The 15,054-nt window shown below is 46.6% G+C and carries 14 protein-coding genes and 3 tRNA genes; all 17 read left to right on the top strand.

Annotation, left to right across the window (positions count from 1 at the left end; all coding sequences use genetic code 11):
• Position 1: 1 nt before the first annotated feature.
• The 17 genes from msrB to IPJ67_03325 all read left to right on the top strand — a co-directional run bounded on the left by msrB (position 2) and on the right by IPJ67_03325 (position 15,049).
• Positions 2-1,054 (top strand): peptide-methionine (R)-S-oxide reductase MsrB, encoded by a 1,053-nt coding sequence (gene msrB, locus IPJ67_03405; GenBank protein QQR77168.1) that lies wholly within the window; start codon positions 2-4, stop codon positions 1,052-1,054.
• 26 nt (positions 1,055-1,080) lie between these two features.
• Positions 1,081-2,304: a type II secretion system F family protein gene (locus tag IPJ67_03400; protein QQR77167.1), complete on the top strand. Its 1,224-nt coding sequence runs from the start codon at positions 1,081-1,083 to the stop codon at positions 2,302-2,304.
• A gap of 25 nt (positions 2,305-2,329) precedes the next feature.
• Positions 2,330-3,706, top strand: coding sequence for a prepilin-type N-terminal cleavage/methylation domain-containing protein (locus IPJ67_03395; protein ID QQR77166.1), 1,377 nt, complete (start codon positions 2,330-2,332; stop codon positions 3,704-3,706).
• Between the two features lie 47 nt (positions 3,707-3,753).
• A complete protein-coding gene (locus IPJ67_03390) occupies positions 3,754-4,365 on the top strand; it encodes a prepilin-type N-terminal cleavage/methylation domain-containing protein (GenBank protein QQR77165.1) in 612 nt (203 codons plus the stop codon).
• 4 nt (positions 4,366-4,369) lie between these two features.
• On the top strand, positions 4,370-5,812 hold the full coding sequence (locus IPJ67_03385) for a hypothetical protein (GenBank protein ID QQR77164.1): 1,443 nt from the start codon (positions 4,370-4,372) through the stop codon (positions 5,810-5,812).
• A gap of 42 nt (positions 5,813-5,854) precedes the next feature.
• Entirely contained in the window at positions 5,855-6,949 is a 1,095-nt protein-coding gene (gene pilM / locus IPJ67_03380; GenBank protein ID QQR77163.1) for a type IV pilus assembly protein PilM, read from the top strand.
• A gap of 28 nt (positions 6,950-6,977) precedes the next feature.
• A complete protein-coding gene (locus IPJ67_03375; protein ID QQR77162.1) occupies positions 6,978-7,505 on the top strand; it encodes a hypothetical protein in 528 nt (175 codons plus the stop codon).
• A 50-nt stretch (positions 7,506-7,555) separates the two neighbouring features.
• Positions 7,556-8,320, top strand: a complete 765-nt coding sequence (locus tag IPJ67_03370) for a hypothetical protein (protein QQR77161.1) — start codon at positions 7,556-7,558, stop codon at positions 8,318-8,320.
• Between the two features lie 16 nt (positions 8,321-8,336).
• Positions 8,337-8,657, top strand: coding sequence for a hypothetical protein (locus IPJ67_03365; GenBank protein QQR77160.1), 321 nt, complete (start codon positions 8,337-8,339; stop codon positions 8,655-8,657).
• 188 nt (positions 8,658-8,845) lie between these two features.
• On the top strand, positions 8,846-9,688 hold the full coding sequence (locus IPJ67_03360; protein ID QQR77159.1) for a hypothetical protein: 843 nt from the start codon (positions 8,846-8,848) through the stop codon (positions 9,686-9,688).
• A gap of 251 nt (positions 9,689-9,939) precedes the next feature.
• A tRNA-Ala gene (locus IPJ67_03355) sits at positions 9,940-10,015 on the top strand.
• 147 nt (positions 10,016-10,162) lie between these two features.
• Complete coding sequence (locus tag IPJ67_03350) at positions 10,163-10,834, top strand: M48 family metallopeptidase (GenBank protein ID QQR77158.1); 672 nt, start codon at positions 10,163-10,165, stop codon at positions 10,832-10,834.
• 66 nt (positions 10,835-10,900) lie between these two features.
• Positions 10,901-10,974, top strand: a tRNA-Ile gene (locus IPJ67_03345).
• 138 nt (positions 10,975-11,112) lie between these two features.
• Positions 11,113-11,376 (top strand): GIY-YIG nuclease family protein, encoded by a 264-nt coding sequence (locus IPJ67_03340; protein QQR78037.1) that lies wholly within the window; start codon positions 11,113-11,115, stop codon positions 11,374-11,376.
• Positions 11,338-11,411: transfer RNA gene (locus IPJ67_03335), tRNA-Met, on the top strand. The genes IPJ67_03340 and IPJ67_03335 overlap by 39 nt, the downstream gene beginning before the upstream one ends.
• Before the next feature lie 166 nt (positions 11,412-11,577).
• Entirely contained in the window at positions 11,578-13,365 is a 1,788-nt protein-coding gene (locus IPJ67_03330) for an ABC transporter ATP-binding protein (GenBank protein QQR77157.1), read from the top strand.
• A 76-nt stretch (positions 13,366-13,441) separates the two neighbouring features.
• Positions 13,442-15,049: a hypothetical protein gene (locus IPJ67_03325; GenBank protein ID QQR77156.1), complete on the top strand. Its 1,608-nt coding sequence runs from the start codon at positions 13,442-13,444 to the stop codon at positions 15,047-15,049.
• The last annotated feature ends 5 nt before the right edge of the window (positions 15,050-15,054 follow it).

The following is a 15,054-nucleotide window of genomic DNA, read 5'->3' as shown; positions in this document are numbered from 1 at the left end:
TATGACGCAGTCTTCGCAAGATTCTTTGTCTCGGCAGGTGAAACAACTTTCGGAATACAAAACGGCGATGTTTGCTGGGGGGTGTTTTTGGTGTGTGGAGGCGGATTTTGAGAAGCTCTCAGGCATCGTGAAGGTTGAGTCGGGATATGCGGGCGGGACGACGGAGAATCCGACGTATGAGAATTATGCCAAGGGTGGACATCGCGAAGTGGTTGAGGTGACGTATGACCCAACGAAGACTTCGTATCGGAGTTTGGTAGAGCATATTATTTTCTATAGCGACCCAACGGATGCGAATGGCTTGTTTGCTGATCGTGGAGAGCAGTATGCGCCGGCGATTTATTTCGACACCGAGGAGGAGAAACATATTGCCGAGAGGGTAGTGCGAGATGTGGAGGCGCAGAAAATCTATGACAAACCGCTTGCTCTTCTCATTGTGCCGAGGGTGAAATTTTGGCGAGCGGAAGATTTTCACCAAGGCTATGCCGCGAAGAATCCGCTTCGGTATCAGGCGTATCGAACAGGTTCTGGGCGCGAAGCGTTTATCGCGGCGCATCACGACGGAATGTCTGCGGTTTTTGAATCTGCATCGAGTGAGGATTCCTTGGAGAAGCTTTCGAAAGAAGAATTGCGTGCGAAGCTTTCTCCGCTTCAGTATGAAGTGACGCAGAACGCCGGAACGGAACGACCGTTTGAAAATGAATACTGCAACAACAAAGCGGAGGGGTTGTATGTCGATGTGGTTTCTGGCGAGCCATTGTTTCTCTCGAAAGATAAATATGATTCCGGGACGGGCTGGCCTTCATTTGTGAAGCCGATTGATTCGGATGCAGTTTCACTTCACGATGATACGGAGCTGACTTCAGTGCGAACGGAAGTGCGATCAAAGAAAGGAAATTCACATTTGGGACATGTTTTCGATGACGGTCCGGCAGACAAGGGCGGCAAACGCTACTGCATGAACTCCGCCGCGCTCAGGTTCGTCCCCAAAGAAGAACTCGAAGCAAAGGGTTATGGATTGTATCTGAAATTTTTTGACAAAACTGTGGTATAATTTGGGCATATATCTTTGTGTGAATTATGCCGAAGTATCTTTATACTGCAAAAAATCTCAAAACCGGAGAGTCGAAAGGTGGCGAGGTTACTGCGAAGGACGAAAAAGGTGTTGCCGCGGCACTTGCTGCTGAGGATTTCGTGCCGACTTCGATCAAAGTGATTGAAGAAGAATTGCATGGTGTTCATGTGAAGTTCTTTGATCGTTTCACATCCGTGTCTCTCAAAGAGAAGATGGTTTTTACGCGGAATCTCGCGGTCATGGTGTCATCGGGGCTGACAATGTCTCGTGCTCTCAAAAATCTCAGCACGCAGACAAAAAATAAAAAATTTCAAAATATTCTCGAGTCGGTTCATGCTGATATTCAAACCGGAAAGACGCTTTCTGAAGGTATGGCGCGCTTCCCATCCGTTTTCAATGAGCTCTTTGTCAACATGGTATATGTCGGTGAGGTATCGGGAAACCTGGAAATGGTACTCGAAATTTTGGCGACGCAATTGGAGAAAGAGCATGATATCACGAGCAAGGTGAAGGGCGCGCTTATTTATCCGGCAGTCATCTTGGTGGCGATGGTTGGTATCGCCATACTCATGCTCACATATATTCTGCCAAGTATCGTGGGCACCTTTAAAGATATGGATGTCGAGTTGCCAGCAATGACAGTTTTTATTATTGGTATCAGCGACTTTCTGCGTGGGCACTACATTGCGAGTATTGCTCTTGTTCTTGGTGGTATTATCGCGGGGAAGATGTTTCTGAGCACGGCGGCAGGGAAGCGTGCGTTTAGTATTTCGCTCCTCTATATGCCCATTGTGGGAAATATCGTTGTCAAAGTGAATTGCGCTCGGTTTGCACGTATTTACAGTTCACTTCTGCGAAGTGGTGTCTCGGTAGTTGACGGACTTGGCATCGTTTCGCGCGTGCTTTCAAATGATGCATACAAAAACTCCATTACGCAGGCAATCGGCGAGATACAACGCGGGACGGAATTGAGCGTGGTTATCTTGCGGTATCCGCGGATTTTTCCACTTCTTGTCCCTCAAATGATTGCGGTTGGTGAGGAAACAGGGAAAACTGAAATGGTACTTGAGAAGCTTGCGACATTTTATGAAGACGAAGTGACGCAGATTACCAAGAACATGTCTTCTATTATCGAGCCGATACTTATGCTTTTGATTGGTGGTGGTGTCGGATTTTTTGCGGTTGCGATGTTGCAGCCGATGTACTCTGTGTTGGAGAATATCAAATGACGCTTTCTTCCATTGTGACTGTCACATGCAACAGAAAAAAAACCAGAAAGGCATGACGATTATCGAAGGACTCCTCGTGCTCGCAATTTTTTCGATTATTACCTTGTCTTTCTATGAGGTCTATTCAAATGGCGCTCGACTCGCGCTTGACTCCAAGCGCCGGCTTGCTGCTGTTTCTGTAGCCAATGAACAGTTTGAAAAACTTCGAAATCTCGCCTATACCGATGTTGGCTTTGTAGATGAGATATCGACAGCGCTTCGTGGGACGCTTCCGGCGAGCGAACGAGAGAAAACGGTCTCTTCTGCTGGATCATCGTTTACAGTGAAAACAATTGTGCAGAATATTGATGACCCATTTGATGGGACGGCAGGGGGGTCGCCAAATGATATAGTGCCCAATGATTCGAAGAAAGTGACAGTGAAAGTATCGTGGGGAGCGACAGATACAGAGGCCATTACTCTGACGACGCGTTTTGTTCCCGATGGTATAGAAACAACAGCTGGTGGCGGCAATCTTGTTGTTAATGTCTCTGATTCGAGTGGCACAAGCGTGTCTTCGGTGACAGTAACGGTGACTGATCTCGATAGCAGTAATCAGACACAATGTATTACCGAAAGCGGCAGCTGTTTGTTTGTGGGTCTTGATGAAAGACTCACGCCGCGGTACAAGGTGTCGCTTTCGAAGTCCGGATATGAGCCTGTTGAAACGCTTGATGCGACGTCAACGCTTGATCCGATTTATAAGCATGTTTCTATTCTGTCGGGTCAATTACAAACGGTGTCGTTTACGATGGATCAGTCATACACAATTGCATTTTCTCCAAAAGAAGTATTGTCTGGGGACACACTGGATACCGTAAGTTATTCGATTGCGGGTGGACGACTTCTTGGGACGAATCCTTCTGATGGAAATAGCCCGGTATATTCACTTTCTCCAACAGCTGTGACGGGTGAAGTATCACTTTCAAACGCACCGCCGGGAGCGTATTTCGTTGAGAGTTCATCGATTTCTCCTTCAACCTACCGGTACTGGAAGCTTGATCCAGCAACGGTTTTGGATGCGTTTTCTGTATCAGTCGGTACAGATGGGACTCCGAATACTTTTACACTGGTTGCGATAGACGATGCCCGTCCGGGAGCATTCTTTACAGTGACCGATGGTACGTCTCCAGTGCCGGATGCTTCAGTGAGATTTTTTGATGCGCTTAATCCGAGTGGGTATGACCATACGTCGACGACGGATCAGTTTGGAAAGGTGTATTTCCCACATGATGAAAGCGAAACACTTTTGCTTCAGGACTACTCCTATGAGATAACAACAACTGGATATCAAAACAAGAGCGGAACGGTGACAATCTCAGATGGACTTGTTGAGGAATCGGTGACACTTATTGCTTTATGATACTGAGTGATACTTGGTAAGGAATGTTATTTTGTTTGGAGTTCAATATGGCGCGAGCATCTCTTCGAGGTATGTCCTTGGTGGAACTCATTGTGGCAATGGGTATTCTGTCGATTGTTATGCTTGGCATGTCGACGTTCTTGGCAAGTGTCTGGCGAACACAGTCATTTACAATGCAGACTGGACAGGACTCGTTTGCAGCATCACGTGGTGTTGAGGGAATGGTGGATCTTATACGTAATGCGCAAACAGGTGCTGATGGCTCGTTTCCTGTTGCGCAGGCAACGGCAACAGAATTTTCATTTTTTGCCGATGAGAATCATGATGGAATAATAGAACGAGTGCATTTATTTTATGATACATCCACTACGCCAAAGACTATTAAATATGGAGTGACTAATCCATCGACGACGACGCCACCAACATATCCAGCAAGTGATGATTCAGTATCTGTTGTTGCTACTTCTGTTGTGAATGATGGTTCTGAACCAGTTTTTTCCTATTATGACAGGACCAACGCTGCACTTTCAGCAACACCAACACTCGCAGATGTCCGTATGGTTCATGTTTCTATTTTAGTTGATGCAACTCCTCTCGCGGGTTCACATGCTGTTGAAATCTCATCATTTGCTTCCTTGAGAAATCTCTGGAGAAAATAAACCTATGTCTCTACCATTTTCTTTCTTGCGTACTATATTTTCTCGGCGTCTGTCAAAGATTCGTGGGTCTGCACTGGTGTTTGTGCTTGTCGTGACGACGATAGCAACGATTATATTCTCCGGTGTTATTTCGTATGTTGTGTCACATTTGAAATACGGATTGTTTGTAGCTTCTCGGGAGCAGTCGCTTCAAGTAGCGGAGGCGGGGGCGCATTTCTATCGATGGTACATTGCTCATCAGCTTGATGGGAAAAATACGGAGCAGATTAATGAATTTTGGCAATCTACGAGTCCGTCGCCACTTGGTGTCGGGAGTGATTATGAAGATGATTTCCAGGGATTGGGGAAATATCGCATTACAGTGACACCGCCCGTGGCAAATTCAACGCTCTTCACGCTTGAGTCGACCGGGTGGACATATCAATACCCGAGTCATACGCGCACTATACGGGTTCGATTTCGTCGACCAAGTTGGAGCGAGTATATGATTCTTGGGAACGATCCGTTTCGATTGAGTAGTTCAACAGAGATTTTTGGTCCGATGCATGGGAATGGCGGTATCCGTTTTGATGGTGTGGCACATAATGTTGTGTCTGCTGGGGTGACATGCTATGACGATCCTGATACGTCGACTGTAAATAGCTGTGAACGTCCGGGAGTTTGGACAGGTGATTGGCCGGGGACGGAATACAATACAACGCTTGGTAACTCAGTATTTCTTGGTGGAAAAAACTTTCCCGTGACAACTATTGATTTCAATAGTGTGACTGCTGACCTTTCGTACATGAAGGATATTGCAAAGAATAGCGGGTCAGCAGCGCACTACTACGGACCAAGCGGTCAGTATGGATATCTTGTCACTTTCAAGCCAACAGGATATGACATTACTGAGGTAAAAACAATTAACAGTAGTCGAAATACTATTACCAAGCTTGATAACTCTACAAAAATCTCTAAAGATTTCCCTTCTAAGGGGCTTATTTTTGTGGAAGATACTGTATGGTTTGACGGTAAGGGTGTATCTGGAGTGGAGGTGGATGCTGAACGAATGACTCTTGCTGTTACTGACCTTGAATTTGGAACCGATCCCAATCTTTACATTATTGACGGCGCAGTATATAAGAATGGAAGTGGCGGACAAGAAGCGCTTGGATTTATTGCGGAGGGATCGATAGATTTTCCTTATGATTCTGCAAATAACCTAGAGATAAACGGGGCGCTTCTTGCTCAGAAGGGTGCGGTGCAGCGGGCGAATTACGGGAATATAAAAAATAAGATTACTATCTTTGGTGCTATAGCATCGAAAGGACGTATTGGATTTGGATATACGGACGGTACAGGGTATCAGGATCGCGAACTTCATTTCGATGAAAATCTTTCTATTTCGCCACCACCATATTTCCCGACAGGAAAGCAGTATCTGATAGATTTGTGGGAAGAGCTGTGATAAAATGAATAGGCATTGTTCGTCAAAACAAATTCAAACAAAATGTCTCTTTGGAATAGAAATATCTTTCGACTCACGCCACGACCGTTTGGGTTGGATTTGAGCGACCTGTCTCTTAAGGCAGTGTTTCTTGATGAAGAGGGCGAGCGGGATAAGATTGTGAGTTATGGCGCCGTCAACCTCCCATTTGAATCCGTGTCTGATGGAAAAATTTTGAAAGAAGAAGCGGTTATTGCTGGCGTGAAGGCACTTCTTCAGGTGGCAGGTCCAGGGAAGATTCATTCTCGTCGCGTTTTTTGTTCATTGCCGGAGACGAAGGCGTTCTTGCGTATTGTGAGTTTGCCGAAGATGGATGCGGACGAGGTGACGGAAGCGATTAAATGGGAAATTGAGGCGAATATTCCACTTACGCTTGATCAGGTGTACTACGATTATCAAATTCTTGATCGCAATATCACTCGAGATGCGGGAAAAATGAGTGTTCTGGTTGTGGCAGTTGCGCGATCGGTTGTCGATCAGTTTGTCGGTGCGCTCGAATCCGCCGGGCTTGAGGTAGTGGGCTTTGAAACGGAATCGATTGCGCAGGCGCGTATTCTCCTTCCTGAAGAAGAAAGCGATGTGACGACGCTCATTATTGATATCGGCGATCGGCGAACGAGTTTTTTGATTGCGCTTGGGAATATTCCTGTTTTTACATCAAGTATTCCGCTTTCGTCTCAGATGATTACTGACTCTATTGCAAAGGGAATGAATGTGCCGTTTGAGGAAGCAGAACGTATCAAGATTTCTGAGGGTATTGGTTCACAGACGAAAGGCGACCCGCTTTTTTGTATGGTGGAGCCAGTGCTTTCGAGTCTTACAGCAGAGATGGAGAGGTCGGTGGACTTCTATCTCAATACGCTTCGGTATTCTTCGGCGGTAGACAAAGTGGTTCTATGTGGTGGTGGCTCCAATATGCGTGGCATACTCCCGTATCTTGCAAGGAAAATGGGAAAGCCTGTTGAATTTGGAAACCCTTGGGTCAATCTCCACATTGGGAAATCTATCCCTGTAATCAATAAAAAGCAGTCAGTGCAGTACTCAACGGCGCTTGGACTTGCGCTCCGCGGTATACGAAACTATGAAAATCCTGCTTAATCTTCTTCCAGCTGAAAAAAAATCAGAGATGCGAAAGCAAACGCGCTTTCGCATGGTTGTTGCGCAGGGTTCTGGTATTATTTTCCTCGGATTTTTCTATTGCTGTGCGCTTCTTGGTATTTCTGCGCTCCTTTCTTCACAGTTGTCGGCGGCGCAGGGTCTCTTATCCAATGATGGGACGTCCACTGTTTCTGGAAAGAAAGAAATCGAGTCATATGAGAAAACTTTTCAAGACACCAATAAACAAGTATCAGAAATTTCCCGACTTCTTGGAGAGCATGTTTCATGGACACATTTCTTTCAGGTAATTGATAGAGCGACACCTCTTGGAGTGTTCTATACAAAGGTGCTTGCCGGAAATGATCTTTCATTTTCAGCAAGCGGTACGGCGCCGAATCGTGAGGCACTGCTCGCTCTTGAAAATTCTATGAATAACTCTGATTGTTTTTTGAATGCGACGGTACCGCTCTCTGACAAACTTGTGAAAGAAGATATCGATTTTCAGCTAAGCGCCACTATACGGAAATCGTGCCTTGTTGACACTCAGAAAGAGTAGAGATTGCGAGGTGTGCTTGCTTCTTGTTAAAGATTTCTTATCTTCCTGGTATGTTAATTTTTTGGAAACAATCACGGGAAATTATCGTCGCTCTTGGTATGACGGGGTTTTTTGTGGCGCTTATCTACTTCGGTGTCGTTCGTATCTTGGAGAACAATCAAGGAAAGATGGAGTCGATTCAACAGGCGATGGTTGATAGAAAGATGCTCGAAGAGCAATCAGCAGGGATTTCTAACATGCGTGAGACGTGGGAGCGTATCCAGGCGGCGGACGGAAAGCTCGAAGTTTTTTTGCCGAAAGATCATATTGTTTCGCTGGTAGAGTCTCTTGAGTCAATTGGACAGGAGCTTGGTGTTTCCGTACTCTCTGAGGCTTCTCCAACTTCACTTCTTGCGGCTCCTCCGGCAAAGAAGATGTTGGTGAAGAGTGTTGTACCAACGAGTGATGAACCGGCGTCCTCAGAAAAAACGGGGGAGGCACCGACAAAAGATATACTTGTGTCGTTGTTGCCAGAAGAGCGATCTATCTTTATCACGTTCAAGGTAACGGGTACGTATAATCATGTGCTTGCATTTCTTCAGAAGCTCGATACGATGCCGGTATTGCTCGATGTGTTGTCTGTGGAGATTTCTCCAGCAGAAACAGCGGATGATGGGCAGTCAGTGCCGGTTTCTGTGTCTGGTGTTTCATCGAGTCCTTTTGCTGTGAAATCGTCCTCTGTGTCGGTAGCATCTCCTCAGGATGTGCAAGTATCTCCAGAGCGTCCTCCAGAAGTGCAGGCATCTTTTTCGACGGTTATCTATACCACTCCCTAGTTTTATCATACGCGCTATGTTGACACTTTCTCTTCCGAAGAATTTTTCTCTTTCGAGGTCGCTTGGAGTTGCAGGGCTTTGGTGGCGGCAGTGGAGCTCATGGGTATTCCTCCTCCTTTTTCTTGTTGTTGCCGGTTTGGGAGTTTTTTCGTGGTATCAGAGTCTGTATGCGTTTCACTGGAGTGCCGATGAAGAACAATCCTATCGGCTGTCCAAGAACAAGCAAGTGAAGTTTCAACAGGAACGATTCAATTCAGCGCTTGGTATGCTTGATGCGCGAGTGGCGGAACACGAAAAGACGCCGGAGACCTTTCGAGATGTGTTTTTTGGTCCATAAGATTTTCGATGTTGTTTGATAGAGGTGAAGAGGGAGGACTGGAAAGTCGCGGTGAGGAGGCGCGATTTTCTTTGTCTAGTTTGACAAGGGTGGTTTTCTGGGGTATAATGGATGTGTAATCAATGAGGAAACGGGTGAACAACGCCCGTTTCCTCTTTTTTTAAGCATTTCCCCTGTGGGGAAGCCCTATGAAACACATTTGCCTTCAATTTGCCACATGCTTCACAAAAGGTGTCGCTCTCGCCATGCTTCTTTTTGTTCCTATGCAGGCTTTTGCGGAATCAGGGACGTTTTCCTCTCAAGAGGTTGCTGATCAGGTCAATCAGGATCGTGTGGCAGCCGGACTCTCTCCTCTTCGTCTTGACGAGACTCTTTCTGAGGCGGCAGCAGCGAAGGCAAAGGATATGGCGACAAAAGAATATTTCTCCCATACGTCGCCAGATGGCACGACGCCTTGGTATTTCTTCGAGAAGGCAGGGTATACCTATCGCTATGCCGGAGAGAATCTCGCAATTCATTTTACAAACGTGGAAAGTGAAGAATCAGCATGGATGGCAAGTGAGAAGCATCGAGAGAATATTCTTTCCCCGAAATATGTTGAAACGGGTATCGCAGTTGCCGAGATTCCTTGGAATGGGAAGACAACGATTCTCACGGTCGAGCTTTTTGGAACTCGATTTGGTGAATCGATTGCTGATACGTCTCCTTGGAAGAATATCTCGAATGATTCTCCAGTGGTTTCAGGAGCAGTAGCTTCTCGTGAGCAGACTGAAGCAATGAATCATCCTTCTCATGTGGATATTTCAGCAGCTCCTCTTGCAAGTCGTACAGAGACGACTTCACTTCCTCGCGATGATTACTTTTTAACAGCCTTTCCGACCTTTCTGTTGTCGGAAACAGTGGTTCGTACGATTGGCATGATAGCGCTTGGACTCATTGGATGCCTCGAAATTGTGGCAGCAGGTATTGTATATCGCTTGCTCCTTCATCGTGTTCATCTCAATTCTTCACGAAACGCCACGCCTATGTAAACACCAATACTAATATACAATTTGCCACCACTCATCGCTTTGTCCTTTATCGGACGAGCCCCTCAATACAAGAGGGACGGAGATCTCCGCCCTTTCTCCCATACAGGGAGACATCCTCTCAACAAGAAAATCCCGACATATTCTGTCGGGATTTTGCTTGAGTGGACAAATTGCTTTCTTTTCCCTACAATGGAGGCACTTTTAAAGAGCGCATTTTTCGCTCTTTGAATTTTGAATATCGTGTGTTTTTTGGGCTGTTAGCTCAGTTGGTAGAGCACCGCATTTGCAATGCGGGGGTCAGGAGTTCGAATCTCCTACAGTCCACCACAGGGGATTTTTCCCAACAAAAATCTCATTCATATCGAAAATAAGTCTCAATCACCAATGGATACCGCGGATTTCGTGTCGGAGAAACTTGTCGAACTTTTGCGTTCGGGTAATGCTGAGATGGATTTGTAGTAAGGGAAGATTTCTATGTCGTCATTTCCTTATACACTCGTGCGCTCGAAGCGAAAGAGCGTCGCGCTTTCTGTGACGCGTGATGCAACACTTACGGTGCGAGCGCCAATATGGACGTCGGTCGGATGTATCGAATCATTTGTTGAACGCAATGTTGATTGGATTCGTCGGACGCTGGAACGGATGCAAGCTCATCTTCGTGTATCTTTGCACCAATACGGTGAAGGTGAACGCTTCTGGTATCTTGGAGAGCAATACCCACTTCGAATATCGGCAACAGGGAAGTACTCTCTGAATTTTTCGAATGGCGAATTTGTTCTTGCAGAGCGATTTCTGAGCCGAGCAAAAGATCGATTGCTTGCGTGGTATAGGCGAGAGGCGAAGAAAGTTCTCTTGGAGCGCGTCGCATTTTTTGTACAGAAGCACGGGCTCGTGTATCGCTCAGTCAGGATAAATACCGCACGGACGCGCTGGGGGTCATGTAGTGGGAAGGGGAATCTCAACTTCACTTTTCGTTTGGTGATGGCGCCGATTTCGGTTATTGATTACGTGGTTGCTCATGAACTTGCACATCTCGCGCATCCCAATCATTCGCGGAAGTTTTGGCAAGCGGTCGCGGTTATGTGTCCCAACTTTGAGCGAGAACGACGGTGGCTCAAGGAGAATGGTCATCTCTTGGAGTGCTAGCCTTGCATTCGGAGTGTTTTTCTGGTAAGTTTTCTCTGAAGTGCTTCGGCGCGTTTGTTGGTTTTTGGGCGTGTAGCTCAGGTGGTTAGAGCGCGACACTGATAATGTCGAGGTCCCAAGTTCGAATCTTGGCACGCCCACATTGACTTTTTTGAGAGTTCTCTGTACTCTTGGGAAGTATAGCGCAGTATTTATCGCGGGGTGGAGCAGTCTGGCAGCTCGCCTGGCTCACCTGCCTGCCGGCAGGCAGGTAACCAGGAGGTTGCAGGTTCAAATTTATGTACACAGTGTATGCACTTTACTTTTTGAATGGAACTGTGTATGTTGGAATGACTGATAACTTCGAAAGAAGGCTTAGTGAACATAAAAGAGGAAAAACTCAATCAACAAGACAGAAGGAGATTTTGTCCGTGAAAATTATTGAGTATTGCGATGACAGGTTAACAGCAAGAAAAAGAGAAAAATATTGGAAATCAGGTTGCGGAAAAGAGCAACTCAAATATCGCGGGGTGGAGCAGTCTGGCAGCTCGCCTGGCTCATAACCAGGAGGTCGCAGGTTCAAATCCTGCCCCCGCAACTATGGAGAACGAGGAGTATTGAGTTGATTGTAGGCTCATCCGGTCATTCAACCGGATGCTCCGTCGGATGACTGGGAAAATCTTTCCCCCACAACAGTGTTTAGAATAAAGCTTTTGAAATATCCCCGTCTTTGGATGGGGATATTTCGTCCGTAGAAATTGTGTATGTCAGAACGAAAGTCGAATAATTTACTCGTGAGAGTTTTTTTATCGTATGCACCTTCATTTAAGGGGTATCGCTTTTGGATGTTTTTCATGTTTGTTGCGTATGGATTCGCGACATTGATTTCCAATGCGATTCTCCCATTGGTCTATCGGAGTATTATCGATACTGTGTCTACCGCGGATGTTCGAGGCGATGTTGTTGAGCTTCTCTTCCAGAATTTCCATTGGCTCGTTGTTTGTATTGTGGCGTACCAACTGTTCTATCGAGCGGGAGATTATTCTATAGTGTATGCGCAGAGTCGGATCATGAAGCATGTGTCCGATCGGACATTTTCGGCGTTGGAGCAACATAGCTATCATTTTTTCTCGGGGAATTTCGTAGGGAGTTTGGTAGCGAAGGCAAAACGATATGTGAAGTCATTCGAGGATTTGTTTGATCAGTTTGTTTTTTCGATATGGATGACGCTGGTTAACTTGATGGGGATTCTTGTGACATTATTTATCTTGTCTCCTTTCCTTGGTGGAGCATTTCTTGTATGGGTTATTTTCTATCTTCTTGCTGCCTGGTGGGTGTCGAAGAAGAAAGCGCCGTATGATCTTGCTGTCGCAGAACAGGATTCTACGGTGGTTGGGCGACTCTCCGATGTTGTCTCAAATATGCTTGCGGTCAAGATGTTTTCTGCCGGTCTTCGTGAACGGTCTCAATTTGAGGAAGCAACCGATGTCGAGGAGCGATTGCGTCGTCGCGCGTGGAATTTTCAGAATTTCACGTTTATTGTTCAGGTTGGTCTTTTGAGTATTTTGGAGATTGGCGGTATGTATGGGGCAATTCGGTTTTGGATTGCGGGATCGATTTCCACGGGGACGGTTGTTCTTGTTCAAATCTATATTTCTTCTATCGCGCATACGCTTTTTGCTGTTGGACGGGTGTTTTCGAAAATGACCGGGAGTCTTGCTTATGCTGATGAAATGATAGAGGTATTTGATTCGGCGCCGGACATTTTCGATCCGGAGCATCCGGAAGTAGATCGAATGAAGAGTGGGCGGATTGAATTTTGTAATGTTTCTTTTGATTATGCTGATGGTGAAAATGTGTTCACAGATTTTTCATTCGCAATACAAGATGGAGAAAAAGTGGGAATCGTTGGTCCATCGGGCGCGGGGAAGTCGACGGTGACGAAGCTCCTTTTGCGATTTGTCGATCCGCAGGTAGGGAAGATTACTATCGATGGGCAGGATATTCGTGCGGTGCGACAGGATGATCTTCGACGGCACATTGCCTATGTTCCGCAAGAACCAATGCTGTTTCATCGTTCGATCCGAGAAAATATCGCCTATAGCAAGCCGGAGGCGACGATCGAAGAAGTGATTGCGGCGGCGAAGAAGGCCGAGGCGCATGACTTTATCTCGCGCCTTCCTCATGGATACGACACCTTGGTTGGTGAGCGCGGGGTGAAGCTCTCGGGCGGGGAGCGCCAACGCGTGGCGATTGCACGCGCGATACTGAAGGACGCGGAGATCTTGGTTTTGGATGAGGCGACGAGTTCGCTTGATTCGGAGAGTGAGCATGCGATACAGGAGGCGCTCGATGAGTTGATGGTTGGGAAGACGGCGGTCGTCATCGCACATCGCTTGAGCACCATCCGCAAGCTCGACCGTATCCTTGTTCTCAATCGTGACGGGCAGATAGAAGAAGAAGGGAAGCACGACGAGCTTCTTACAAGAAACGGGCTCTATGCAAATCTCTGGAATCGGCAAACAGGAAATTTTTTGAGCGAAGGAGAATAGATTCTCTTGGCGAGCGCTTGAAGAGAGGGGGGAAGAGCGATACACTGCCAGTGTGTCGCGCTTTGTTTTTTTGCCTATGTATCATCCCGAAAACGTGGAGAGATTTCAAAATACAGTCGGAGAAATAGCTGAAGAGTCGTCTCCGGAAGAACGCATAGAAAAAAACGTTGAAGATCACCCGGAGTTTCTTGCGGAAATGATGAATGATATGCGGAAACTCAAGGATACCTCAGGAGAGAATTCACTCTTGTCTCCCGAGGATTTGGAGGATCTCAATCGGTGTCTCGAACCGCATGATTGGAAACTCCTCGCATGTATGTGGCTCTATGAACCGAAGACGCTCTTTCGGCATTCTCTAAGTACGTTCAAAATCGCTTCTCGGAAGTTTAAGCGCGTTTTTCTCCTCAACGGTAAGTCGATTGCTGGTTTCGATATCACTCTCGGAGAAGAGATTGGACAGGAGGCATCTGTTGCTGTGAGGGAATTCCTTCGTGCATGTGTCCTTCATGATGTGGGGAAGATTACTATTGCGTTATCAGTTCTTGAGAATTCAGTTCAAGATAGTGAAAGTTTCGAATTTCTGGTACAGCAAATGGTCTCTGAAGACTCTGCAGATCGGAATCGCGCTGCGAAGATACTTATGCGTCTTTCCTCTCATCATGACGAGAGCGAAGGTTCTTCAGAAGCCTCTTCCGGCGAAGTCGTGAGGGGTGTGGAAGAAAATGATTCTCTGGAAGGAAAAATGCAGAAAGCGAGGGCGTCTGTCGAGGCGCTTCTTGATGGCAGACGCATGAACATGTTTATGCCCATAAAAGATCTCTTCCATATTGAATATCGCAAAAAGCGCGCATCAAAACCCGCGGATCAAGAAGTGGACATTTTTGAAGAAAGCTGGGTAAGCGAACAGGTTCGTGCTCTAGAACAGGGCGGCTTTAGCGGAGATATGACGCTCAAAAGTATTCTTGATACACATCAGACTCGTTCTGAGCGGATTCTTATGAATCACGGAGATTATTTTTCGGCGCTTTTTGCTGGTCATCACCACCCTCGTCCCGATGTCTTGGCGGGTGTGCGAGGGGAGGTTGTCGCAACAGGAGCGAACGAACACGCGGGAGAATCGCAAGCACTCATGCGTGAATTTTTTGAGAAAATCGGGAATCACGCGCAAGCGACGCAAGAAAAGACGCTCACGCACAGGCGTAAGCATCAGGATGACGCTCATGTGATGCGCGTGGCCCCAGTAATCATCCGCTTCTGTGATACACTGGATGCTTTGACTGATCCGACCCGCCCATACAAACGAGGGATGGCACTTGAGGAGGCACTTGATAGCATACGAAACGACTCGCAGCGCGATCCTGAGGAGTTTTCTTCTGCTGTGGTAGCATTGTGCTTGTTCGACGAAATTGCGCATGATTTGAGTTATGAAAAACCGCTCAGCATTGACAATTTCAATGAAAAAGCGGATGCTCAAGGTATGACCCTCGGGGAAGTTCTTCGAGAATGGATTGCCCGAATTGAGGTGTCTCGGGGGATAATGGCAAGGGAAAAGGCCGAGAGAATTTCTCGATTTATGGCAGGTGAGATTGGTCAAATGCTTGGGAAAATGGAGGAAAGCGTGGAGATGATAGGGAATGCCCTTGCTTCGTTACCAGGGAAAGATGACTCATCTCCGGTTCATTAACATAC

The organism is Candidatus Moraniibacteriota bacterium, assembly GCA_016699385.1.
GTDB lineage: Bacteria > Patescibacteriota > Minisyncoccia > Moranbacterales > UBA1568.
The sequence above is the reverse complement of the archived record's forward strand: the minus strand, read 5'-3'. Positions and strand labels throughout refer to the sequence as shown.